General features: G+C 42.4%; 28 protein-coding genes. 13 read left to right on the top strand and 15 right to left on the bottom strand.

The window, feature by feature from the left end; all coding sequences use genetic code 11:
- Nucleotides 1-8: 8 nt before the first annotated feature.
- The 15 genes from L5B76_RS10085 to L5B76_RS10015 all read right to left on the bottom strand — a co-directional run bounded on the left by L5B76_RS10085 (nt 9) and on the right by L5B76_RS10015 (nt 13,081).
- Complete coding sequence (locus tag L5B76_RS10085; RefSeq protein WP_265755315.1) at nt 9-1,313, bottom strand: MFS transporter; 1,305 nt, start codon at nt 1,311-1,313, stop codon at nt 9-11.
- A 14-nt stretch (nt 1,314-1,327) separates the two neighbouring features.
- The gene (locus tag L5B76_RS10080) at nt 1,328-2,038 is read right to left on the bottom strand and encodes a 7-cyano-7-deazaguanine/7-aminomethyl-7-deazaguanine transporter (RefSeq protein WP_265755314.1); all 711 of its coding nucleotides are present in this window, start codon (nt 2,036-2,038) and stop codon (nt 1,328-1,330) included.
- Between the two features lie 170 nt (nt 2,039-2,208).
- On the bottom strand, nt 2,209-2,439 hold the full coding sequence (gene acpP, locus L5B76_RS10075) for an acyl carrier protein (RefSeq protein WP_005544465.1): 231 nt from the start codon (nt 2,437-2,439) through the stop codon (nt 2,209-2,211).
- A gap of 312 nt (nt 2,440-2,751) precedes the next feature.
- Nucleotides 2,752-3,480: a 3-oxoacyl-ACP reductase FabG gene (gene fabG, locus L5B76_RS10070; protein ID WP_115248669.1), complete on the bottom strand. Its 729-nt coding sequence runs from the start codon at nt 3,478-3,480 to the stop codon at nt 2,752-2,754.
- 23 nt (nt 3,481-3,503) lie between these two features.
- Complete coding sequence (fabD, locus tag L5B76_RS10065; protein WP_265755312.1) at nt 3,504-4,448, bottom strand: ACP S-malonyltransferase; 945 nt, start codon at nt 4,446-4,448, stop codon at nt 3,504-3,506.
- A gap of 47 nt (nt 4,449-4,495) precedes the next feature.
- On the bottom strand, nt 4,496-5,446 hold the full coding sequence (locus L5B76_RS10060; protein WP_265755310.1) for a beta-ketoacyl-ACP synthase III: 951 nt from the start codon (nt 5,444-5,446) through the stop codon (nt 4,496-4,498).
- A 142-nt stretch (nt 5,447-5,588) separates the two neighbouring features.
- Nucleotides 5,589-6,620: a phosphate acyltransferase PlsX gene (gene plsX, locus L5B76_RS10055; RefSeq protein WP_265755309.1), complete on the bottom strand. Its 1,032-nt coding sequence runs from the start codon at nt 6,618-6,620 to the stop codon at nt 5,589-5,591.
- A 23-nt stretch (nt 6,621-6,643) separates the two neighbouring features.
- Nucleotides 6,644-6,814: a 50S ribosomal protein L32 gene (rpmF, locus tag L5B76_RS10050; protein ID WP_005544470.1), complete on the bottom strand. Its 171-nt coding sequence runs from the start codon at nt 6,812-6,814 to the stop codon at nt 6,644-6,646.
- 17 nt (nt 6,815-6,831) lie between these two features.
- A complete protein-coding gene (gene yceD / locus L5B76_RS10045) occupies nt 6,832-7,356 on the bottom strand; it encodes a 23S rRNA accumulation protein YceD (protein ID WP_250364115.1) in 525 nt (174 codons plus the stop codon).
- Nucleotides 7,357-7,436: 80 nt separating this feature from the next.
- Nucleotides 7,437-8,087 carry a dethiobiotin synthase gene (gene bioD, locus L5B76_RS10040; RefSeq protein WP_265755307.1) on the bottom strand — a complete coding sequence of 217 codons (651 nt, stop codon included), beginning with the start codon at nt 8,085-8,087 and terminating at the stop codon, nt 7,437-7,439.
- A 10-nt stretch (nt 8,088-8,097) separates the two neighbouring features.
- Nucleotides 8,098-8,859, bottom strand: coding sequence for a malonyl-ACP O-methyltransferase BioC (gene bioC, locus L5B76_RS10035; protein ID WP_265755306.1), 762 nt, complete (start codon nt 8,857-8,859; stop codon nt 8,098-8,100).
- Nucleotides 8,859-9,563: a DUF452 family protein gene (locus tag L5B76_RS10030; protein ID WP_265755304.1), complete on the bottom strand. Its 705-nt coding sequence runs from the start codon at nt 9,561-9,563 to the stop codon at nt 8,859-8,861. Before L5B76_RS10030 ends, bioC begins: the two co-directional genes overlap by 1 nt.
- Nucleotides 9,564-9,568: 5 nt before the next feature.
- On the bottom strand, nt 9,569-10,738 hold the full coding sequence (gene bioF, locus L5B76_RS10025) for an 8-amino-7-oxononanoate synthase (RefSeq protein ID WP_265755303.1): 1,170 nt from the start codon (nt 10,736-10,738) through the stop codon (nt 9,569-9,571).
- On the bottom strand, nt 10,731-12,020 hold the full coding sequence (gene bioA / locus L5B76_RS10020) for an adenosylmethionine--8-amino-7-oxononanoate transaminase (RefSeq protein ID WP_265755301.1): 1,290 nt from the start codon (nt 12,018-12,020) through the stop codon (nt 10,731-10,733). Before bioA ends, bioF begins: the two co-directional genes overlap by 8 nt.
- Before the next feature lie 113 nt (nt 12,021-12,133).
- On the bottom strand, nt 12,134-13,081 hold the full coding sequence (locus L5B76_RS10015; protein WP_265753833.1) for a transposase: 948 nt from the start codon (nt 13,079-13,081) through the stop codon (nt 12,134-12,136).
- A gap of 350 nt (nt 13,082-13,431) precedes the next feature.
- Between L5B76_RS10015 and asd the strand changes: the two genes are divergently transcribed.
- From asd to prmA, 13 genes are all read left to right on the top strand, one after another.
- Nucleotides 13,432-14,322 (top strand): archaetidylserine decarboxylase, encoded by an 891-nt coding sequence (gene asd, locus L5B76_RS10010; protein WP_265755299.1) that lies wholly within the window; start codon nt 13,432-13,434, stop codon nt 14,320-14,322.
- Between the two features lie 47 nt (nt 14,323-14,369).
- On the top strand, nt 14,370-15,002 hold the full coding sequence (locus L5B76_RS10005; RefSeq protein WP_265755298.1) for an FKBP-type peptidyl-prolyl cis-trans isomerase: 633 nt from the start codon (nt 14,370-14,372) through the stop codon (nt 15,000-15,002).
- Between the two features lie 125 nt (nt 15,003-15,127).
- Nucleotides 15,128-15,985, top strand: a complete 858-nt coding sequence (menB, locus tag L5B76_RS10000) for a 1,4-dihydroxy-2-naphthoyl-CoA synthase (protein WP_103853695.1) — start codon at nt 15,128-15,130, stop codon at nt 15,983-15,985.
- A gap of 81 nt (nt 15,986-16,066) precedes the next feature.
- On the top strand, nt 16,067-16,480 hold the full coding sequence (locus L5B76_RS09995) for a nucleotidyltransferase substrate binding protein (RefSeq protein ID WP_265755297.1): 414 nt from the start codon (nt 16,067-16,069) through the stop codon (nt 16,478-16,480).
- The gene (locus L5B76_RS09990; protein ID WP_265755296.1) at nt 16,459-16,779 is read left to right on the top strand and encodes a nucleotidyltransferase domain-containing protein; all 321 of its coding nucleotides are present in this window, start codon (nt 16,459-16,461) and stop codon (nt 16,777-16,779) included. The genes L5B76_RS09995 and L5B76_RS09990 overlap by 22 nt, the downstream gene beginning before the upstream one ends.
- A complete protein-coding gene (locus L5B76_RS09985; protein ID WP_115248656.1) occupies nt 16,779-17,234 on the top strand; it encodes a hypothetical protein in 456 nt (151 codons plus the stop codon). Before L5B76_RS09990 ends, L5B76_RS09985 begins: the two co-directional genes overlap by 1 nt.
- A gap of 12 nt (nt 17,235-17,246) precedes the next feature.
- On the top strand, nt 17,247-18,239 hold the full coding sequence (gene menC / locus L5B76_RS09980; protein ID WP_265755295.1) for an o-succinylbenzoate synthase: 993 nt from the start codon (nt 17,247-17,249) through the stop codon (nt 18,237-18,239).
- Nucleotides 18,240-18,328: 89 nt separating this feature from the next.
- Nucleotides 18,329-18,781, top strand: coding sequence for a type II 3-dehydroquinate dehydratase (aroQ, locus tag L5B76_RS09975; protein WP_103853692.1), 453 nt, complete (start codon nt 18,329-18,331; stop codon nt 18,779-18,781).
- A gap of 166 nt (nt 18,782-18,947) precedes the next feature.
- A complete protein-coding gene (accB, locus tag L5B76_RS09970; RefSeq protein ID WP_115248653.1) occupies nt 18,948-19,409 on the top strand; it encodes an acetyl-CoA carboxylase biotin carboxyl carrier protein in 462 nt (153 codons plus the stop codon).
- Between the two features lie 57 nt (nt 19,410-19,466).
- A complete protein-coding gene (accC, locus tag L5B76_RS09965) occupies nt 19,467-20,813 on the top strand; it encodes an acetyl-CoA carboxylase biotin carboxylase subunit (RefSeq protein ID WP_265755293.1) in 1,347 nt (448 codons plus the stop codon).
- 290 nt (nt 20,814-21,103) lie between these two features.
- Nucleotides 21,104-21,367, top strand: a complete 264-nt coding sequence (locus L5B76_RS09960) for a YhdT family protein (protein ID WP_265755292.1) — start codon at nt 21,104-21,106, stop codon at nt 21,365-21,367.
- A gap of 13 nt (nt 21,368-21,380) precedes the next feature.
- Nucleotides 21,381-22,808: a sodium/pantothenate symporter gene (gene panF, locus L5B76_RS09955; RefSeq protein ID WP_265755290.1), complete on the top strand. Its 1,428-nt coding sequence runs from the start codon at nt 21,381-21,383 to the stop codon at nt 22,806-22,808.
- Between the two features lie 17 nt (nt 22,809-22,825).
- Nucleotides 22,826-23,707 carry a 50S ribosomal protein L11 methyltransferase gene (prmA, locus tag L5B76_RS09950; protein WP_265755289.1) on the top strand — a complete coding sequence of 294 codons (882 nt, stop codon included), beginning with the start codon at nt 22,826-22,828 and terminating at the stop codon, nt 23,705-23,707.
- Nucleotides 23,708-23,849 lie beyond the last annotated feature (142 nt).

The following is a 23,849-nucleotide window of genomic DNA, read 5'->3' as shown; positions in this document are numbered from 1 at the left end:
CCTGTTTTTTATGCGTGATTGGCGGAAGAGGGTTTGAGTAAGCTGAGCGCAAGGGCTGCAATTAACAGCATTATTGCTGCACCGATATAGAGATTTTGCTTTTCCCAACCTTGATCCAGTAAAAAGCCCGCGGCGATTGGCGAAAGGATTGCGCCAATGCGCCCTACGCCAATTGACCAGCCAACTCCGGTGCTACGAATATCACTCGCATAAATGCTTGGATTTAAGGTATAAAGCCCACTGATACAGCCATTGATTAATGCGCCAACTAGCACTCCCAATAACATTGCAAGCCATAGTAAAGCAGAAGATAAAATAAAGGCAATCACGACAACGGCAGAAATTAAGGTAAAGAAAATCAGTACTTTATGTGCTTTCCAATAGCTTGCGAGTAAGCCATATAATAGCGCGCCACCCGTGCCACCAAGCGAAATCATAATCCCGATAATGACACTTTGCTCCGTACTCATACCGTTTTCTTTCAGTAGTGCTGGCGTCCACGAGCTAATGAAATAAAAGCTCGCCATAATGGTGAAAAAAGCTAACCAAATGGCGAGGGTTGATGTTAAATACTGTGCATTGAATATTTGCGTTAATGGCAAGGTTTTTTGTGTACGCTGAGTTTGTGGCGTGAGCGGATAAGTTTCAGTAATTCCCATTTTTTTCAAGATACGATTTAACCGCACTTGGGCATTTTTAGGTTGTTTATTGAGTAAATAATCAATGGATTCAGGTAACCAGATAATTAAGCATACCCAACATAAGGCCGTGAGTGCCGCTCCTACAAGGAAAACGGAACGCCAACCATATTCGGCTTGTAATTGTACGGCAAAAAGTCCACCTAGCATTGCACCGATACCAAATCCTGCTGCATAAATGCTAATGGCGAGGCTGCGCCATTTTTTTGATGAGTATTCACTGGTTAAGACATTTGTTCCCACTAAAATCCCACCAACGCCTAAGCCTGTGATAACGCGCCAAATGGCTAAAATATCAGCATTGTTAGCCAGATAAGAGCCGAACATTCCGAGCGCAGAAAGCAACACGCTAATTAATAATAAAGGGCGGCGGCCAATTTTATCTGCAATAGGGGCAAGAAAAAGCGAACCAGCTGCCATTCCAAATACGCCAGCGCTGAGCAGATAGCCTAATTCGCTATTGCTTAGGGCGAATTCACTACGGATACCACTGGCGGTGAAAGCTAACGCTAAGACATCAAAGCCATCAAGCAGATTGAGCAAGGTAGCCATTAGCACGATAGCCCATTGGTAAAGACCCATTGGGCGCTGAGCGATTTGTTGTGTTAAATGCATTAATATTAATTTCCTTATGCTGAAGTGCGGTAATTTTCTTGTGAGATTTTTTGTAAGCTGCGTAAGATCATCGTTAAAGCCACGCCATAGGCTGGAACAAAAAGAACAATGCCAACAAAAAGTTTAAATAGATAATCGACAAAACCTAATTCAAACCAATGTTCAGCCATAAAAGGATCGCTGCTGGCGTAAAATGCCACAAAGAAAAAGAGAAAGGTATCCGCCATTGAACCAAAGGTCATTGAGCTACTTGGCGCGATCCACCATGTTTTTAGCTGGCGTAAGCGATTGAATACTAAGACATCTAGCAGCTGACCAAATACATAGGCGACAAAACTGGCAATGGCAATGCGAAACACGAAGCTATTAAATGTAAGTAGTGCATCAAGGCCTTGATATTGGCTATCAGAAAACAATGTGGAAATCACATAGCTAATAATCAGTGCAGGGAACATCACGACAAAAATAATCCAGCGTGCTTCCTTTGCTCCAAAAATTCGTACGGTCAGATCGGTGGCAAGAAAAATAAACGGAAACGTCAGCGTTCCCCAAGTGCTATGGAAAGAAAAATCCGCTGCACCAAATAGATCGAGCGGCAAGTGAACTTCAAAAGGGATTTGCACCAAATAATTGCTTGCGGCAATAATCAGGATATGGAAAAAGCTGAGAATAATTAAGGCGTTTTTTTTCTGTTGATCATTAAAGATCGGTAAGTTTGTTTTCATTTGTGTACCTTTTTGTTAAATCTGTTGGGGTGAGGGAACCCAAATTAATCAATTGATTGTGTCCTTTAAAATAAGGAATGCGAGATGATACGGATTTTTAGCAAGAATTCAAGAGATAGGTAAAAAGTGCGGGCAAAAATTAAGGCGGTTTTTACACCGCCTTAATGTGATTATTGGTTGTTTTGAACGTAGTCAATTGCTGATTGAACAGTAGTGATTTTTTCTGCTTCTTCATCAGGAATTTCGATATCGAATTCTTCTTCTAAAGCCATCACTAATTCAACAGTGTCTAAAGAGTCTGCACCTAAATCTTCAACGAAAGAAGCTTCTGGTTTAACATCTTCTTCTTTAACACCTAATTGTTCAACAATGATTTTTTTTACGCGTTCTTCAATGCTCATTTGCTTTTCCTATTATAGTTAGCCATAAAATAATGGTTTTATAGTGTATGTATTTTTAGCTAAGTTGCAACCTATTTTTGCAAGGTCAAACCACAAATCAACTAACAAAAATACATTCGCTAAAAATAAGTTACGTTACTTTGCTAACGCAACAGCCAACGTAAACAATTTACATCGCTGGGGGCGATTTTAGCATTAAGCCCCCCCGCTTGGCTATGTTTTCGTGCAAGAAATTGTTTTAAATCAAAGATTAAACAGAAAATCTTTTCCACTATGGAATAAATTTTCCTTTTAAATCTTAGGGTTATGGCATTACGCCATATACATTCCACCATTAACGTGTAGGGTAGAACCGGTAATGTAACCTGCATCATCAGAGGCTAAAAAGGCCACCGCTTTAGCAATATCTTTTGGTTCACCTAAACGGCCCGCAGGCACGTTAGCCAAGGTTGCCGCTTTTTGTTCTTCCGTTAATGCGTCTGTCATATCTGTGGCAATAAAGCCGGGGGCAACCACGTTTACCGTGATTCCGCGCGAAGCCACTTCTTTGGCAAGGGCTTTGCTGAACCCAATTAAACCTGCTTTTGCCGCGCAATAGTTCGCTTGTCCGGGGTTACCCATTGAGCCAACCACCGAGCCAATGGTGATAATGCGTCCAAAGCGTTTTTTCATCATTGAACGTAACATTGCTTTGGAAAGATGGAATACCGACGTGAGATTAGTTTGTAAAATATCAAACCATTCTTCATCTTTCATTCGCATTAATAGGTTATCACGGGTGATCCCTGCGTTATTAACAAGAATATCAATATCGCCGAAATCGGCTTTGATTTGTGCAAGAACCGCATCAATAGATTGTGCGTCTGCAACATTCAACACAAGGCCTTTGCCTTTTTCACCTAAGTAAGCTGAAATGCTTTCAGCCCCTTTTTCAGAAGTGGCTGTGCCGATCACAAATGCGCCTTTTGCACTTAATTCTTCTGCAATCGCGCGTCCAATTCCACGGGTTGCCCCTGTTACTAACGCAATTTTACCTTGCATAATTGTTCTCCTAATTGTCTTTTTTAGGCTTCGGTTAATACCGCGTGCGCTTTTTCTAGCGATGCTACATCATTGACGGCAACAGCGGTTAATTCTTTCACAATACGGCTTGTTAAACCGGTAAGTACTTTATTTGGGCCAATTTCTACTAACACTTCAATGCCATTTTGTGCCATTTTTTCTACGGTTTCAGTCCAGCGTACAGGGCTGTATAGCTGGCGAATAAGTGCGGTGCGAATTTCATCACTTTTTTCTTCTGCTTTCACATCAACATTATTAATCACAGCAACTTCAGGGGCTTTAATGGCAATGCTTTCTAACGATACGGCAAGTTGATCTGCTGCTGGTTTCATTAAGGCACAGTGAGAAGGCACGCTCACCGCTAAAGGTAAGGCACGTTTTGCGCCAGCTTCTTTACAGGCTGCTGCGGCACGTTCTACGGCAGCTTTTGCGCCTGCAATCACCACTTGCCCTGGTGAGTTAAAATTCACCGCTGAAACCACTTCGCCTTGCTCGGCATCTTTACAAGCTTTGATGATTGATTCGTTATCTAAACCAATAATGGCATACATTGCGCCGGTGCCTTCTGGCACGGCTTGTTGCATTAATTTTCCGCGTAATTCCACTAATTTAATGGCATCTTGGAAATTAATGACACCTGCGCAAACTAAGGCAGAATATTCGCCAAGGCTATGGCCTGCCATTACACTTGGTTTTAAATCTGGATATTGTTGTTGCCAAACACGATAAATTGCTACGGAAGCAGCTAAAAGTGCGGGCTGAGTTTGCCAAGTTTTGTTTAATTCTTCCGCGGGGCCTTGTTGTACGAGTTGCCATAAATCATAACCAAGTACTTCAGAGGCTTGCTTAAAAGTTTGTTCTACAACGGGAAATTGATTAGCTAAATCCGCTAACATTCCCACTGCTTGAGATCCTTGTCCTGGGAAAACCATTGCAAATTTTTTCATTCTTATATCCTATTTTCGATTTTGAGTTGCTATTCTAGCAGATAAATTTAAAAACGAACTAAGGCTGCGCCCCAAGTCCAACCACCGCCAAAGGCTTCTAATAAGACTAATTGACCACGCTGAATACGTCCATCACGCACCGCTTCATCAAGAGCAGTTGGCACGGTGGCGGCACTGGTATTGCCATAGCGATCAAGGGTGATCACCACTTGCGACATATCCATTTCTAGTTTTTTTGCGGTGGCACTGATAATGCGTAAGTTCGCTTGATGGGGCACTAACCAGTCAATATCTTTTTTATCTAGCTTATTGAAAGCAAGAGTTTCTTCCACCACCTCTGATAATTGGCTCACCGCCAATTTGAAGGTGGCATTGCCTTGCATTGAGATATAACCAGAATGGGTATCCTTAGGTTCAGCCTGTGGTAACACGAGCATATTATCGGTATCAGGCGAAGCGTGTAAGTGGGTTGAAATAATCCCTGTATTTTCATCGGTTTCTAAAATCACCGCACCTGCACCATCACCAAATAACACTACTGTACTGCGATCTGTTTCATCAAGATGGCGAGAATTTAGATCTGCACCAAGCACCAAGGCTTTTTTTACCTGTCCGTTACGCACAAATTGATCAGCAACAGAAAGCGCATAAATAAAGCCTGTACAAGCTGCTGCGACATCAAATGCAATCGCATCTTTAATTCCTAATAAGCCTTGTATTTGACAGGCGGCACTTGGATAAGAATGAGAATTTGTCGTTGTCCCCACCACAATCAGATCAATTTCTTGTGGATCAATATTTGCCATTGCCAAAGCATTTTTTGCTGCTGCTGCGCCCATTGTTGCAACGGTTTCATTCTCACCAGCTATGCGACGTTCTTTAATACCTGAACGAGTCGTAATCCATTCGTCCGAGGTATCCACCATTTTTTCTAAATCCGCATTTGTTCTCACTTGCTCTGGTGCATAGCTACCAGTGGCTAAAATTCTACTATACATAATAATTTCAAATAATTAATGTTCACTAACGAGGAAAGCCCGCTGAAAAAAGAAAGTGTATTAAAAGTGCGGTCTGTTTTTTGCACATTTTTACTAAAACACCGTTTATCCTATCAGCTTGACAGAATAATCATCTCCGAGATTACTTTTCTAACCCTGCCAAAATTTTTTCTGGAAGGTTGTACCTTGCTTGCTGTGTGGCATCAAGGATTGCATAAGCAAAACCATCAATATTTGCACTACCGTGGCTTTTTACAACCACTGCAGTTAAACCGATTAAGGTTGCACCGTTATATTGATCAGGATTAATTTGTCTTAATCGCTGAAAACTTCCTTTTAATAAAAAAGTTTTGACGAACCAACGCCCAATAAATTTACAAATATGATTTGTTTTATTCAATGTTGAATGTCCTTTGAATAAAGAAATCACATTCTTCGCTGCACCCTCTAAGGTTTTGAGCGCAATATTACCCGCAAAACCATCATTTACGATAACATCTGCTTTACCATTAAGTAATAAATCCCCCTCAATAAATCCGATATAATTTAACGCCGGATTTTGCTTCAGCAGGGTGGCAGCCTCACGAATAGACTTATGCCCTTTAATTTCTTCAATACCAATATTCAATAACGCAATACGGGGATAAACCAATCCAAGACAACTTTCCGCAAAAATTGCGCCCATTAAGGCAAACTGATAAAGATTCTGAGCAGAACAATCAATATTTGCCCCTAAATCTAACATCACACTGCGATCGCCATTAATCGTAGGAATAAGTGAAACAAGTGCTGGGCGTTCGATCCCTTTAAGCGGTTGCAATAAAATTTTTGCTAAGCCCATTAATGCCCCAGTATTCCCTGCACTGACACAAGCTTGTGCCTCACCTTTCTGCACGGCCTCAATGGCTAAACGCATTGACGTCCCTTTACTATGACGCAAGGCATAAGATAAATCTTGGCTATTATCAATCACCTTAGTGCAGTGGCAAACTTTAATTCGTTCTTGTAAAGATGAAGAGGCGTTTTCTAATAAAGGAAGAATTTGTTGGCTATCGCCAAATAATAAAACAGAAAGCATTGGATCTTGCTCCAACGCTTTTATTGATGCGGGGATAGTAACACGGGGACCAATGTCCCCGCCCATCACATCTAACGCAAGGGTTAGACGGCTCAAGTCAATACCTTATAGAAAAGGAATTACTTGTTGATCACTTTACGGCCACGGTAATAACCGTCAGCGGTAACGTGATGACGTAAATGAGTTTCGCCACTTGCTTTATCTACTGATACTGCAGCAGTAGTTAAGGCATCGTGTGAACGACGCATATCACGACGTGAACGAGATTTTTTATTTTGTTGAACAGCCATTGGCTATACTCCTAAATTTACTTTTGCTTTAAACTAGCTAATACAGCGAACGGGTTCGGTTTTTTTGCCAACTCTTCGGGCAATGTTCCAAAAACCTGTTCAGCCACGGACACTTCACAGTGTTCAGATGAATGCATCGGCACAATCGGCAGACATAACATAAGTTCATCTTCAATCGTTGCCAATAAATCTATTTCACCAAATTCGTTAAGTTCTATTGGTTCATAAATGTCTGGTAACGCATCAGCTTGATCCAAATGAGAAACAGGGCTATATGCAAATTCAGTTTCTAAAAGCTGATTAAAAGGTTCTCCACAGCGCTGACAAGTAAGTGCCACCTCAACGCGTGCGTTGCCTTTCATAACAACTAATTTTTGTGGATCAATGAAAAATGATAATGTTACCTGTGCATCGCTGAGCACTTTATCTACTGATTCAGCCAGACGGCAAAGTTGCTTGATCGCATAATAACCATCATAATCCAACCTACGTTGCGCATCTCTTACTGGATCAGTTGTAAGGGGTAATTTTACCTTTTGCATAGGGCGTGAATATTACCTTTTGATGTGCAAATAGTCAAAGGAAATTATAATTTTTTATGTGAAAAAGCCAAATTTCCTTTTTAGCAGATTGACGTTAATTTTTCTAAAGAGAGAAATTCCGCTTGCGGAAAATGTTTTTGCAAATAATTTTGCAAATATTGTGCCGTTTCCTTGTTAATCATTTCATCACCTAATGGATAGCGATTATAAATTAATCCTTTTACTTCAATATGATACTGTTTACAGGCTAACAAGCTGAGTAAGGTGTGATTAATGCTACCTAATTTCCCTGAAGTAACAAGGATAAGGGGATATTGTTGCTGGGCAATATAATCCAATGTGGTATGTTGATCATCATAAGGCACACACAAGCCCCCAGCACCTTCCAGTAAAACATAATCATAACGGCTTGCCAGTTCATCTGTGGCTTGACGGATAAGTGCGGTAGAAATTTTTCGATTTTCTAGCTGTGCTGCTAAATGCGGCGAACAAGGGTAAGAAAATAAATAAGGACAAGTCAGCCCTTGCTTATCTTCTGGCAATAAGTCTATGCCTTGTAATTTACGATGCTGTATGATGTCTTCTGAAATGTCTTCGCAGCCCGTTTGAATCATTTTCTGCGTAATCACCGAAGCCCCTTGGTCAGCGAGCTTTTTCGCATACCAACCTGTAGCAATGGTTTTGCCCACATCCGTATCAATCCCAGAGATGAATAATACTTGCCCTGCCATTTTATTCCTCTTACGTTAATTTTTCTGCCAAAATAAAAAGTGGCTGATAATTCAACCGCACTTGCCCTTGCGTATTTTGATATTGCGCGTTGTAATCTGCAATAAATTGTTGTAAGCGCCCTTTTGTCCAGCCCCCTTGTCCTGTTGCTGTTACACCAGTCACTTTGAGATGTTGCAAGACCGCCAACGGACTAGCAAAATAAAGCGGAATCGCTTGCTCAAACAGCGCTTTGATTTCAAATCTAGCACTCAACCATTGTTGCCACTGCGATAGATCAGGATAGTCCAAACCAATTCCCGTCAAAGCACGAATTTCTGCTAAATTTTTCGGTGCAAAAGTGCTAATAAGTAAAATGCCTTTTTCACGTAATAAATCGGCACATTTATTGACGAACGCTTGCGGATCGGCAAACCACTGTACTGCTGATGCTGAAGCGATCAGATCATAATCGGTAGGAAAGGGATAAATTTCTCCATCTCCTTGATAAAAAACAAAATTATCTTGTGGGAATAATGTATCAAGTTGATTTTTTACATCACATAAATCGTTAAACGCCCAAGATTTTACTTGTAAATGTTGTGCCAAAAGTTGGCTAAAATACCCTGTTCCACAACCAATTTCTAACACCTGTGAAAACGTAGTGCGCCCCGTTTGCAATAAAAGTTGCAACAGTTGTTGATTAATTTGCTGTTGTGCTTTAGCTTGACTGTCATAGCTGGGTAAGGCTTGGCTAAAGCATTGTGCAACACGAGATTTATCCACCACGTTCATTAAAATAACTCAGCCCAAGTATGAAATTGTGCAAAGGGATAGTGAGGCAATGGCATTGTTTGCAAGACAAATTCTGTGGAATTTTGCACCGCACTCGGTTGTGGGATATTACCTGTCTTTTCACTCATATAAGTTTGCCAATAAGCGCGCTGATTCGGACTAGGAAAAATGCGATCTTTCTCACCAATAATGGCGCGTGTCCAATCAATAGTGTCTCCCTTATCCTGTTGAATATATTGATAAAGTTCGCCTAATTCTGACCGCACTTGTTGCCAATCACGTTGTCCTTCTAATTGACAATATTGCTCAAATGTAGCGCTATCACCGCACATTCTGCGTTGAAATTTCACTAAATGGCGTTCATCTAGCTGTTCCAGTGTACCGATAAATACGGCTTGCGGAATGCCCATTGTATCATCACAAGGTTTGCCTGTGCCGTTTATTGCGGTAGCACTCGTAAGAGGCATTTGTCCTAGCACTTGATTTGCCACCCACACGCCCATTGACCAAGCTACGACGCGGATCTGTGCATAATGAGAAAGATCAAAATGAAAATTCAGATCTTGATAGTCATAGCACAGTAATAAATCCGTTTTTTCTGGTAACGCCAAGTGAGATACGGCGCTGGCTGGTGTTCCCCAACCAGCAAAATAGAGGATTAAATTCGGGCTATGTTCTGCGCCTTTGATCAATTCTGTTTGCATTGTTGTTACTCAAATTTTACTAAGGTTGTGAGAAAAGCGTCCACGTCTTGTTCTGTCATATCTGCGGTTAAAGATAAGCGAATACGCGATGTGCCTTTAGGCACTGTAGGTGGTCGGATTGGCAAACAATAATAGCCTTGTTCTTGTAACGCAAGTGCCGTTACCACTGTTTTTTCATTATCGCCAATAATATAAGGAATGATACAGCTTTCACTAACAAGAGACTGGGCCAAATTCTGCTCAAAAAACGACCGCACTTTTTCACTTAACTTTTGTAAATGCTGGCGTCGTTGGGTAAAGTGCGGAAGTTTTTCAAATAAAAATGTCGTCCACGCCACACACAGCGGAGGCAGAGCAGTAGAAAAAATCAATGGTCGCATTTTATTTATTAAATATGCTTTAATCAATTCATCGCATACCACATAAGCGCCCATTGAAGCTAAAGCCTTACCAAAAGTGCCAACTAAAAAATCAATCTCTTGAATACAGCTTTGCTGTTCAGCGATACCTAGCCCTGTTTTGCCGTAAGCACCAATAGCGTGGGCTTCATCCACATATAATAAGACATTGCCAAAGCGTTGCTTGAGAGCCACGAGCAGAGGCAAATCCACCACATCACCGTCCATACTAAATACACTTTCGGTAACAATGATCATTCGTTGATATTGGTTCTGATGCTTACTTAATAGGGTTTCTAAATGGGTAAAATCATTATGTCGATAGCGTACAAAATCCGCTTCACTCAAACGAATGCCATCAATAATACTGGCGTGAACCAGTTTATCGGCTAGAATTAATGTTTTTTTATTCGCCACCGCAGGCAAAATGCCGATGTTAGCGTGATAGCCACTATTAAACAATAAGCACGCCTCTCGCCCAAAACGTTGCGCCATTAGACTTTCTAATTGTTGATAAACCGCAAAAGATCCCGTTAATAAACGGGAAGATGAAGAAGTAAAGTGCGGTAATTTTTCGCCGTATTTTTGTAAAAATTCGGTTTTTAATGCCTCATCATTGGCAAGACCTAAATAATCATTAGAAGACATATTGAGCATTAAGCGCCCATCTTTTTCGATCATTTTGCCTTGATGATCTAACTGCGGAAGCTGACGAAACTGCCCAACCGCCTTGAGTTCAGCCAAGGTTTGTGCAAAATCAGCGAGATGATTATTCATTGTAAACCTCTTTAAGTACAGACAATAAGCCTTGCGTGAGCTGGCTAAGTTGCGTTGGCGAAATAATAAAAGGTGGCATAATATACACCAAATGCCCAAAAGGACGTAACCAAATGCCTTTTTCAACAAATTTTGGCTGTAATACGGCTAAATCCACAGGGGATTTCATTTCTAACACCCCAATGGCCCCTAATACACGAACGTCTTTCACCGATTGAAAATCTTTCGCTACCGCAAGCTCTGTTTTTAATTGTTGTTCAATGGCTTTAACCTTGCCTTGCCAATCACTTTCTAATAATAAATCAATGGATGCACTGGCAATGGCGCAAGCGAGCGGATTGCCCATAAAGGTTGGCCCGTGCATAAAACATTTTGCTTCGCCATCGCAAATGGTTTCGGCAATATGTGCGGTGGTTACAGTGGCGGAAAGGGTTAAATAGCCGCCCGTTAAGGCTTTGCCTAAGCACATAATATCAGGCTTAATGTTGGTATATTCTGTGGCAAACAGTTTGCCCGTACGCCCAAATCCCGTGGCGATTTCATCAAAAATCAGCAAGACGCCATATTCATCACACAAGGCGCGCGCTTTTTCTAAATAGGTCGGCGAATAAAAATACATTCCCCCCGCACCTTGCACAATCGGCTCTAAAATTAAGGCAGCAATTTCACCACTCTTTTCTGCCAGTAAATCTTGGAGCGGCTGAATATCGGTCTCTTGCCATTGTCCGTCAAAGGTAGTTTTCGGTTGCGGTAAAAAATATTGCACGGGCAGGCCTTTGGCAAACAGGCTGTGCATTCCGGTAATCGGATCGCACACGGACATCGCGTGCCAAGTGTCGCCGTGATAGCCTGAGCGAATGGTGACGAATTTGTAACGCTGGCTTTCACCTTTGGCTTGCTGATATTGCACCGCCATTTTCATCGCCACTTCCACCGCCACCGAGCCACTATCGGCAAAGAAAATTTTATCTAAGCCCACAGGTAATAATCGCACCAAACGCTGCGCCAATTCGCCAGCGGGATCGTGGGTAAATCCACCGAACATAATATGGCTCATTTTCTCTAACTGTTCTTTCGCCGCTTGGTTCAATTTCGGGTGATTATAACCGTGTAACGCTGCCCACCAAGAAGACATTCCATCAATCAGCCGCTTGCCATTTTTCAACGTGATTTCCACCCCGTCTGCACGTTCCACGGCAAACATCGGCGCATCACTGTTAATGCGTGAATAAGGGTGCCAGATGTGGTTTTTATCGATATTAAGGAGGGATTGTTCTTGCATTTTTAACCTGTTATTCCAGCAAACTTTAGGGAGAACGATGTATCCACTCGTCTCTCATATCATTTTTTGTAGCAACTGTATTCCGCTAAAAAGCAAAAATACAAATTCGTTAATTAAAGCGCGTGAGCGTCCCATTGCGAGCCATCGCGGACAATCGCATTTAAAATGGTTAGAAGCTTACGCATACAGGCGTTAATCGCCACTTTGAACGCCTTACCATTAGCGCGTAAACGTTCGTAAAATTGTTTGAGTTTAGGCTCAAAACGCACGCAAACAAATGTGGCCATATACAGTGCATTTCGCACGGCTTTGCGACCACCTGAACAGCGGCTTTTCCATTTGGTGTCACCGCTTTCTTTCGGATGTGGCGCAACGCCAACAAGCGAAGCAATTTGTTTATGTGTATATTGACCTAACTCAGGCAACATTGACATCAAAACGGCTATCGTTTGTGTGCCTAACCCTTTGATGTCTTTAAACTTTTTTATTGTATCGTCAAAATGTTTGAGATGCTGTTCGATTTCACTATCCAGCTCATCAATACGCAGACAGAGATAGTCGATATGCTGCTCAACACTGAGTCGTTGTGTGGAATGGACTTGTTCAAGGCGGTTTTTCTCCGCGGAACGCATTTCAACAAGCTGATTACGGCGTGAAACAAGGGCTTCAAGCTGTTCTTGCTCGGGAGTCGGTGGTATGTAAAGCTGTTGCGCTACATTATCACGCATTGCGAGCATCTGGGCGTAAAAAGCCAACATTTTGGCGTCTTTATTGTCGGTTTTTGCTAGTGACTGCGACATCGCAAACTGATTGGTTTGTCGCGGGTTGGCAATCACCACACGAAAGCCTGCGCGGTGGAGTGCTTTAGCTAATGGAAGTTCAAGCCCACCGGTGCTTTCAAGGACAATTAAGTCCACACTGAAACGACGTAAATACTCAATGGTATGCGCAATCCCTTTCGGGTTGTTGGTTTCGGTCTTTGTTCGTTTTTGGTTAGAAAGCCCAATAACGAAATGACGTTTAGCAACATCAATACCACAATAAGTTTGTTCATTCATCATTAACCTGCCTTGCATTCGGGTTTAAGTCTGGCAACTGTTCGGTTTTTTGGTGAAATGTTATCTGCTCTCATTGCTACAACTCGGTTTGTTGCCTGGGGCGGACTCGAGATGCAGATAACGGGGTTTTGTTGCTATTTTATATTAATTTTAATATACAAGGGACGGACCTGTGTGTCCGTCCGTAATAATCATTAATTTTTGGGCACACACATAGGTGCCCCCTACATCAATACAATCGAAAACGAACACTACCCCCATTCCTGTGATAAATCAAGGCAAAATCCGCATATCGTTGCACAAGTAGGATAAGTTGATATAATCGCCCTTCCATTTTAACAAAGGAAAACCTTATGACATTAAAAACGCAAATGCCTTTAACGTATTGGCAACGTGTAAAAGTGGCCTTTCAATATGTAATGCCGCAACTTTATTTAACCCAGCTTGCAGGTTGGTTTGCAAAGCAACGTTGGGGCGCGCTAACCCATTTAGTGATTAAATTATTTGCGAAAAAATACCAAGTCAATATGCAAGAAGCGCTTAAACCAAATTTTAATGATTATGCGACCTTTAATGAATTTTTTATCCGTCCTTTAGCGGAAGGGGCGAGAAAAATTGATGAAAATCCTACCGCACTTTGTTTACCCGCAGACGGCCGTGTGAGCCAGCTTGGGCATATTGATGAAGATCGTTTATTACAAGCCAAAGGACACGATTTTAGCCTTGCCGATCTGCTGGCCAATGATAAAGAATTGGTCGAGGCCTTTAAAAATGGTGAATTCGCCACAATATACCTTTCACCGAGAGATTATCATCGTGTCCATATGCCTTGTGATGGCACATTACGCAAAATGATTTATGTACCGGGCGAACTGTTTTCAGTTAATCCATTTTTGGCAGAACACGTTCCCAATTTATTTGCTCGCAACGAACGCGTGATTTGCGTGTTTGATACGGAATTTGGGGAAATGGTACAAATTTTAGTAGGCGCAACCATCACAGCAAGTATCAGCACCCAATGGGCTGGTGTGATTAATCCACCGCGCAGCAAAGAGGTGAAAGTCTGGACATATAGCGGTGAAAATGCCGTGAAATTACGCAAAGGTCAAGAAATGGGCGCGTTCCAGCTTGGTTCTACGGTAATCAATCTATTCCAGCCAAATCAAGTGAAATTGGCAGAACAGTTGGCAGTTGATGTGCCAGTGCATATGGGCGAAGTGTTAGCTTATAAAAACACGATGTAATAAATCGCTTAATCAAACACATTTATTTTTAATAGAAGGAAAAAACAATGTCAGAACAATTTTTTAACCAAGTCGCTTTAGATGATGTTTCTGCCAAAGGCAGTTACGGTATCGGTTTACAAATCGGTCAGCAATTAGTTGATAGCAAATTAGCAGTAAAAGCAGATGCCGTGGCTAAAGGGATCTTTGATGCGTTAAATCAAAATGCGCCAGCAATTGACTTAAACGAAGTGAGCCAAGCCTTACAACAACTGCAACAACAAGCCGCAGAAGCAGCGCAAGCACAATTCAAAAAAATTGAAGAAGAAGGCAAAGCCTATCTTGCAGAAAATGCGAAAAAAGAGGGCGTGAAAGTAACAGACTCAGGCTTACAATATGAAGTGTTAGTGGAAGGCAACGGCAAAATCCCAAGCAAACAAGATCAAGTACGCGTCCACTACACAGGAACATTGCCAGACGGCACGGTATTCGACAGCTCCGTACAACGTGGCCAACCTGCTGAATTCCCTGTAAGCGGCGTAATCCCGGGGTGGGTTGAAGCTCTTTCAATGATGCCAGTTGGCTCAAAATGGAAACTCACCATTCCACATAACCTTGCCTACGGCGAGCGCGGCGCAGGTGCAGCAATTCCACCATTTAGCACATTAGTGTTTGAAGTGGAATTGTTGGATATTCTTTAATTATTCATTTCATTTTACTAAAGCTGGGTTATTCCCAGCTTTTTTGTACAAACTTCCCCGATCTTTTAGTCATTCTCAGATTAAGCTATAATGCCAGCCACATTTATTTAGCGAAGGAATTAATTATGCAAAATCCAAAAGATGATGTGCTTTATGCCCCTGTTGAGTGGGTTGATCATAGCGAAGGCTATACGGATATTCTTTATCACAAATCCACCGATGGCATTGCCAAAATCACCATTAACCGCCCAGAAGTGCGTAACGCTTTCCGTCCGCAGACCGTGAAAGAAATGATCCACGCGTTTTCAGATGCACGTTTTGATGAAAATGTGGGGGTGATCGTGCTAACCGGGCAAGGGGAAAAAGCGTTCTGCTCAGGTGGCGATCAAAAAGTGCGTGGTGATTACGGTGGTTATAAAGATGACGCGGGCGTACATCACCTAAATGTGTTGGATTTTCAGCGTGATATTCGTAGCTGTCCGAAACCTGTGGTGGCAATGGTGGCAGGCTATGCTATCGGTGGTGGCCACGTTTTACATATGCTTTGCGATCTGACGATTGCGGCGGAAAATGCCATTTTCGGTCAAACAGGCCCGAAAGTGGGATCGTTCGATGGCGGCTGGGGCGCAAGTTATATGGCTCGCATTGTAGGGCAGAAAAAAGCGCGTGAAATTTGGTTCTTATGCCGTCAATATAATGCGCAAGAAGCCTTGGATATGGGCTTAGTGAACACGGTTGTGCCTTATGCAGAGTTAGAAAAAGAAACCGTGCGCTGGTGTCGTGAAATGTTGCGTAACAGCCCAATTGCGTTACGTTGCTTAAAAGCCGCATTAAACGCAGATTGTGATGGACAGGCTGGCTTACAAGAGCTAGCAGGCAACGCTACAATGCTGTTCTATATGACAGAAGAAGGGCAAGAAGGGCGAAATGCCTTCAATGAAAAGCGTGCGCCAGATTTCAGCAAATTTAAACGCAATCCATAATCATCAAGTGCGGTGAAAAATCTCAAAATTTTCACCGCACTTTGTTTTTCTTTAATTAGCCGTAGTAGGCAAGGAAATTAAATGAAACAGGAAATTCGCTGGCAACAACGGTTACAGAATTATCAACGCGCCTTTACTCAGCTTACAGAATTTGTCCAACAACCTAAGCTAAACAAGTTTGAACAGCAAGGTTTAGTGCAGTGCTTTGAATATAATTACGAGCTAGCTTGGCGAGTGATGAAAGATTATCTCAATTATCAAGGCGTAAGTGATATTCAAGGCAGTCGCGATACCATTCGTAAAGCCTTTAATATTGGGTTAATTGATGATGGGCAAGCGTGGTTGGATATGGTGGACGATCGCATTTTATCGGTGCATAGCTATAACGAAAGCACGGTTAATCAAATTATTGAAAAAATTTACCGCACTTATTATCCGCTCTTTGGTCAATTTGAAGGAAAAATGGTAGCGCTATGTCAGGAAAATTTGGCTTAACCGAGCGAACACTATCTCGTTTGACGGCATTATTTCAAGCTTATCCTGAAATTGAGCAAGTGATTATTTATGGCTCAAGAGCAAAAGGCACGCATCGCGCAGGTTCTGATATTGATTTAACCTTGGTGGGCGAACAAATTAGCCCAGAAACCTTGAATCGTTTATTTGGCGAATTACAAGATTCAGATATTCCTTATTTGGTAGATTTATCCATTTATTCACAACTTACCCACCCAGAGTTGCTCAAACATATTCAGCAAGTGGGGCAAGTGCTTTATCAAAAACAGGTGAAAAAATAATGCAAGAAATCTCTCTCAAAAAAATCATTCTATTTTGGACGGCGGTGGTGTTATTTAATGCGGCGTTATGTTTTGCCTTTGGACTAATGGTGTCCAGTAATGTTCTTTCTATATTAGGAATGATCGTGGGCATTGGCTTCTTCATTGCCTTTTATAGCTTTATTGATTACAAATTGTGGGCAATGCATAAACATTTATGGCGTAATGCGTTGCGACAAAGTGGCATTATTCGGGGATGTTTTCAAATTTCGATTTTGTTGCATTTTTCTATCGAGTTCTTCTGTGGCTTTTTTGCATTGAGTTTATTGGAAGTTTTATTTGGCAGAAATATATCGCTCTTTTTGCACAGTTTGCTTGCGACCTTGCTTACGGGGACGTTCTTGTCTGTAATGCTAGGGATCATTTGTTTAATTTGTTTTTGGATTGCGAAGTCAGCGCACAAAGTTAAGGAATAAAAAGGAGAAAATATGCGTTCTTATCAACTTTATCGTTATCAAATCCCGATGGATTCCCAAGTGGTGCTGCGTAATCGCTTTTTGAAATTGCGTGAGGGGTTGTTGGTGCAAATTCGTTGTGGCGAACACGAGGGTTGGGGGGAAATTGCTCCACTGCCTGAATTTAGCCAAGAAACCCTTGAACAGGCAGAAGCCCAAGCTAAGCAGTGGCTAAAAGATTGGGACGTGGCACGCAGCCAAAATCGAAAATTGTCCTTGGACGGGTTGTATCCTTCGGTGGCGTTTGGGCTAAGTTGTGCCTTGGCAGAAATGAAAGGCGAATTGCCAGAGCAAGGGAATTACCGCACTGCGCCTCTTTGCTATGGCGATCCTGATGAGCTTTATGCAGAGCTAGATCAGCTCGAAGGGGAAAAAGTAGCGAAAATCAAAGTAGGCTTATACGAAGCCAATCGCGATGGCTTAATTGCTGATATGTTTTTGGAAGCCATTCCTGATCTTAAATTACGTTTAGATGCGAACCGAGCTTGGACGCCTGCGAAAGCGCAGCTGTTTGCCAAATATATTAAGCCTGAACATCGTGGGCGTATTCAATTTTTGGAAGAACCTTGCAAAACGCAAGAAGAAAGCCGCCAGTTCGCCCAAGAAACGGGCATTGCCATTGCGTGGGACGAAAGTGTACGCGAGCCAAATTTTCAAGTGAAAAAAGAACCGCACTTAGCGGCGATCATCATCAAGCCTACTTTGGTCGGCAGCCTTGAGCGTTGCGTTGAACTTATCAAACAAGCACATCAGCAAGGTTTAATGGCAGTGATCAGTTCTTCATTAGAAAGCAGTTTTGCTTTAACTCAGTTGGCTCGCATTGCACAGCGTTACACGCCAGATACCACGCCGGGCTTGGATACGCTAGATCTTATGCAATATCAGATTGTTCGCCCGTGGCAAGGCTCAACGTTACCATTATTGGAACTGAACAGCGAAAATATCGTCAAAGTAAATATGGATTAAAATTCGCATTGGTTCGACCAGCCATAAGGCAACGGCAATTTTTAGAAAAATCATTATAATGCAACAAGTTAAAGGGAAAAGGATTAATTATGTCAGCATCTGCACGAATTTTGTTACTTAATGGCCCGAATTTGAATATGCTAGGCAAACGTGAGCCAAAGCATTATGGCAGTCTTTCTTTGCCCGCCATTGAGCAACGAATGCAGGATCTTGCAGCCGCACATCAAATTGAATTAACCTGCTTTCAAGCGAACAGCGAAGAAAAATTGATCGATAAAATTCATCAAAGTTTCCAACAGGTGGATTTTATTATTATTAATCCCGCGGCTTATACGCACACCAGTGTTGCGCTGCGTGATGCCTTGCTTGCTGTCGCTATTCCTTTTGTGGAAGTGCATTTGTCTAATGTGCATAAACGCGAGCCGTTCCGTCATCATTCTTATTTTAGTGATGTGGCAGAAGGCGTGATTTGCGGATTAGGTGCGCAAGGCTATGAATTTGCTTTCCATTATGCGCGACAATATTTAGCAAATAAGGCATAATTTGCCGAAAATTTCGCGAAATTGACAGAATTTTGTCGCAAAAAGGATCGTTTTCAGGTAATCTTTGCCACGGAAATTTAAGTTTAAAAACCACCGCACTTTGTGTTACTCATTTTGTGTTGTCCATAAAGTGCGGTGAAAAATATTCACATTTTAGGAAAAAACTATGGATATTCGTAAAATTAAAAAACTCATCGAATTAGTTGAAGAATCAGGCATTATGGAGCTTGAAATTTCTGAAGGCGAGGAATCTGTTCGCATTAATCGTGGTTCACCTTCAGCCACTGCGGTGCAATATACCGTACCAAGTGTTGCCCCTGTTGCACAGCCTGCAACCCCAGCAGTTACACAGCCTACCCCAGTAGCAGAAGTGCCAGCGGTTACGGAAGTATCAGGTCATCAAGTGCGTTCACCAATGGTGGGAACGTTCTACCGCAGCCCAAGCCCAGATGCCAAACCATTTGTTGAAGTGGGACAAACTGTGAAAGTGGGCGATGCCCTTTGTATTGTTGAAGCAATGAAAATGATGAACCGCATTGAAGCTGACAAAGCAGGTGTGGTAAAAGCGATCTTAATTAATGACGGCGAACCGGTTGAGTTTGACGAGCCGTTAATCGTTATCGAATAATTCATTTCTATCTAGGCGGAGCGTGGCTTCGCCTTACAATTCTAAGAGATAATTCTTATGCTAGAAAAAGTTGTTATTGCCAATCGTGGAGAAATTGCGTTACGCATTTTGCGTGCTTGTAAAGAGCTAGGCATTAAAACTGTGGCGGTACATTCCACCGCTGATCGCGATCTCAAACACGTTTTATTGGCAGATCAAACCGTTTGTATTGGCCCTGCGCCTTCAACCAAAAGTTATTTGAATATCCCTGCGATTATTGCTGCAGCAGAAGTTACAGGCGCAGACGCAATTCACCCCGGTTATGGCTTTTTGTCTGAAAATGCTGATTTTGCCGAGCAAGTGGAACGCTCAGGCTTCACCTTTATTGGCCCTACTGCGGACGTAATCCGTTTAATGGGGGATAAAGTGTCTGCCATTAACGCAATGAAAAAAGCCGGCGTGCCTTGTGTACCGGGTTCTGATGGCCCTGTTGGCAGCGATATGAAGAAAAACAAAGAAATCGCTAAACGCATTGGGTATCCTGTGATCATCAAAGCCTCTGGTGGCGGTGGCGGTCGTGGTATGCGTGTGGTGCGTGATGAACATTCTTTGGAAGAATCTATTGCAATGACTAAAGCCGAAGCAAAAGCCGCGTTCAACAACGATATGGTATATATGGAAAAATATTTAGAAAATCCACGCCATATTGAAATCCAAGTGTTAGCAGATACGCACGGCAATGCGGTTTATTTAGCAGAGCGTGATTGTTCAATGCAGCGCCGTCATCAAAAAGTGGTGGAAGAAGCGCCAGCACCAGGTATTACTGAAGAAATGCGCCGTGATATTGGTTCACGCTGTGCTAAAGCCTGTGTGGAAATTGGCTACCGTGGTGCAGGGACATTTGAATTCTTATATGAAAACGGTGAGTTTTACTTCATCGAAATGAATACTCGTATTCAGGTAGAACACCCTGTAACTGAGATGATTACCGGCGTGGATTTGGTGAAAGAGCAATTATTAATCGCTTCAGGTCTACCGCTTTCTATCAAACAAGAAGACATTAAAGTGCACGGCCATGCCATTGAATGTCGTATCAATGCGGAAGATCCGAAGAGCTTCTTACCTTCACCAGGTAAAATCGATCATTTACACGCACCGGGTGGCCTAGGCGTGCGTTGGGATTCGCATATTTATACAGGATACAGCGTGCCACCGCATTATGATTCAATGATTGCAAAATTAATCACCTATGGGGATACCCGTGAAGTGGCCATTCGCCGTATGCAAAATGCCTTGGCAGAAACCATTATCAGCGGAATTAAAACCAATATTCCACTGCACGAATTGATCCTATCCGATGAAAATTTTCAAAACGGTGGCACAAATATCCACTATTTGGAGAAGAAATTAGGAATGCACGATTAATTGCATTATTTGATCGAAAGGCGTTTTAGATAACGCCTTTTTTATTGCGGCATTTTTTCTTTATTTTGTATAAAAGAGCGGTGCAAAATTGTGAAATTATTTTGGCGAGAAATATTCCTAGCAATCTCTTTTCTTGCTCAAAAGCAATAACGATTAACCGACAATTTTCAACATATTTAAGGTGATTTTTGTCGATATATTTTGCTAAGATTAGACGTGGGCGAACAACGAGGTTCGCCCTCGATTTTGCTAGCAATAAAGGTGAAAAATACAGGAGTGCAACTCACACTATGAAACAACATTCTCGTTATCAGCAAGCGACAAAAGAAGCGCGTTGGGCATTTGGCTTGACTTTGCTTTATGTGCTGGGCTGGTGTTTATGTGCTTATTTGCCAAAAGGGCAGCAAGGGCCTTTGGGCTTTCCGCTTTGGTTTGAACTAGCCTGTATTTATTTGCCCGTGCTATTTATTGTAGTGGCTTATTGGGTGGTAAAAATCGTCTATCAAGAGATTGATTTAGAAAATATTGAGCAAGAAAATAAGGACGTTAAATAAGGATATAAGAACAATGAATCTTGGCATTATTTTCCCCCTAGTGATTTACCTTGCCTTTGTGTTTGGCGCGGCGATTTATGCTTATACAAAACGTTCCAAAGGGGATTTTTTAACAGAATATTATGTGGGTAATCGCTCAATGACCGGCTTTGTACTCGCGATGACCACCGCGTCCACCTATGCCAGTGCCAGCTCTTTTGTGGGCGGCCCGGGTGCGGCGTATAAATTTGGCTTAGGCTGGGTGTTGCTTGCAATGATTCAAGTGCCTGCGGTATGGCTGGCATTAGGCGCGCTCGGGAAAAAGTTCGCCTTGCTCTCGCGTGAAAGTAAAGCCTTAACGATCAATGACTTATTGCTTTATCGTTATAAAAATAAATATTTGGTTTGGATTTCTTGTATCGCCTTGCTCATCGCCTTTTTTGCCGCAATGACCGTGCAATTTATCGGTGGTGCGCGCTTGTTAGAAACCACCATTGGCATTAGCTATACCAATGCGCTACTGATTTTTGCTGTTACCGTGGGGCTTTACACCTTTATTGGCGGATTTCGCGCCGTAGTGCTAACCGATACCATTCAAGGAACGGTGATGATTCTTGGCACGATCATTTTGCTCGGCGCGACCATTTATGCTGCAGGCGGAGTAGAAAGTGCGGTGCAAAAACTTAACGAAATTGACCCGCACTTAACCAGCCCTTATGGGCCAAATGATATGCTCGGCTTTCAGTTTATGGCCTCTTTCTGGATTTTAGTCTGCTTTGGCGTGGTAGGCTTGCCACACACTGCGGTGCGTTGTATGGCGTTCAAAGACAGCAAAGCCTTGCATAACGGAATGTTAATCGGCACGGTGGTGCTGGCTTTAGTGATGCTAGGAATGCACCTTTCGGGAGCGCTAGGGCGTGCTATTCTGCCTACCTTAGAGGTGCCAGATCAGGTGATCCCAACCTTAATGTTGCAAGTGCTACCGCCGATTGTGGCAGGGATTTTCCTTGCTGCGCCAATGTCTGCCATTATGTCCACCATTGACGCGCAACTGATTCAATCATCATCAATTTTTGTGAAGGATTTATATCTCAGTACCAAGCCAGAAATGGCACAAAATCAGAAAAAAATTAGCTGGATTTCTTCAATAATCACGCTAATTTTGACCACACTTTTGATCTTGGCTGCGTTAAATCCACCTCAAATGATCATCTGGCTCAACCTTTTCGCCTTTGGGGGCTTGGAAGCCGCCTTTTTATGGGTAATCGTGCTGGGGCTATATTGGCAAAAAGCCAATGCTGTTGGCGCAATTTGCTCAATGGTGGTGGGCTTGGGCTGTTATGTAGGCTTAACGGCCGCAAGTATTAAACTGTTTGATTTTCACGCCATTGTGCCGTCTTTATTGTTTGGCTTAATTGCCTTTTTGATCGGCAACAAGTTTGGCGAAAACGCAACAAAATAAATTAAGAAGGAAAAATTATGGCTTGGGTTCAAATCCGCATTAATAGTACTAATCAACAAGCGGAAACGATTAGTGATTATTTAGAAGAAATCGGTTCGGTTTCGGTAACCTTTATGGATAGCCAAGACACCCCGATTTTTGAACCGCTCCCTGGGGAAACCCGTCTGTGGGGCAATACCGATGTTATCGCCTTATTTGATGCTGAAACCGATATGCAACAGATTGTCAGCTTGCTGAAAAGTGCGGGGCATTTAAGCGAAGAAACCGCTTATAAAATTGAACAAATTGAAGATAAAGATTGGGAACGTGAATGGATGGATAATTTCCACCCAATGCAGTTTGGCAAACGCTTATGGATTTGCCCAAGCTGGCGTGAAGTGCCTGATGAAAATGCCGTGAACGTGATGCTCGATCCCGGCTTGGCTTTTGGAACTGGCACGCACCCAACCACCGCACTCTGTTTAGAATGGCTCGATAGCCTAGACCTGAATGGCAAAACAATCATCGATTTTGGTTGTGGCTCGGGAATTTTAGCGATCGCTGCGTTGAAATTAGGGGCAAAAAATGCCATCGGCATTGATATTGATCCGCAAGCCATTTTAGCCAGCCGCAACAACGCAGAACAAAATGGCGTGAGCGACCGTCTACAACTCTTTTTAGCCAAAGACGCACCGCAAGATCTGCAAGCCGATGTGGTGGTGGCCAATATCTTAGCAGGGCCATTAAAAGAGCTCGCACCAACCATCAGCCAGCTCGTAAAAACACAAGGTAAACTCGGGTTATCAGGCATTTTAGAAAGCCAAGCACAATCTGTCTGCGAAGCCTATCAAGAGCAATTTTCCCTTGATCCCGTGGCAATCCGCGAAGAGTGGTGTCGTATTACAGGTGTGGCAAAATAAGCTTTAAAATAAGATTAGCCTATTCGGATACAGATAAAGATGGTAAAGTAAAACAAGAGAAAGTAGATCAATTTAAAAAATATCAAAATACTATATGGGGACAAATTGGACCAAAAACAAAACATATTAATTTTAGTAATGG

This window comes from Avibacterium sp. 21-594, assembly GCF_026226815.1.
Lineage (GTDB): Bacteria > Pseudomonadota > Gammaproteobacteria > Enterobacterales > Pasteurellaceae > Avibacterium > Avibacterium avium.
The sequence above is the reverse complement of the archived record's forward strand: the minus strand, read 5'-3'. Positions and strand labels throughout refer to the sequence as shown.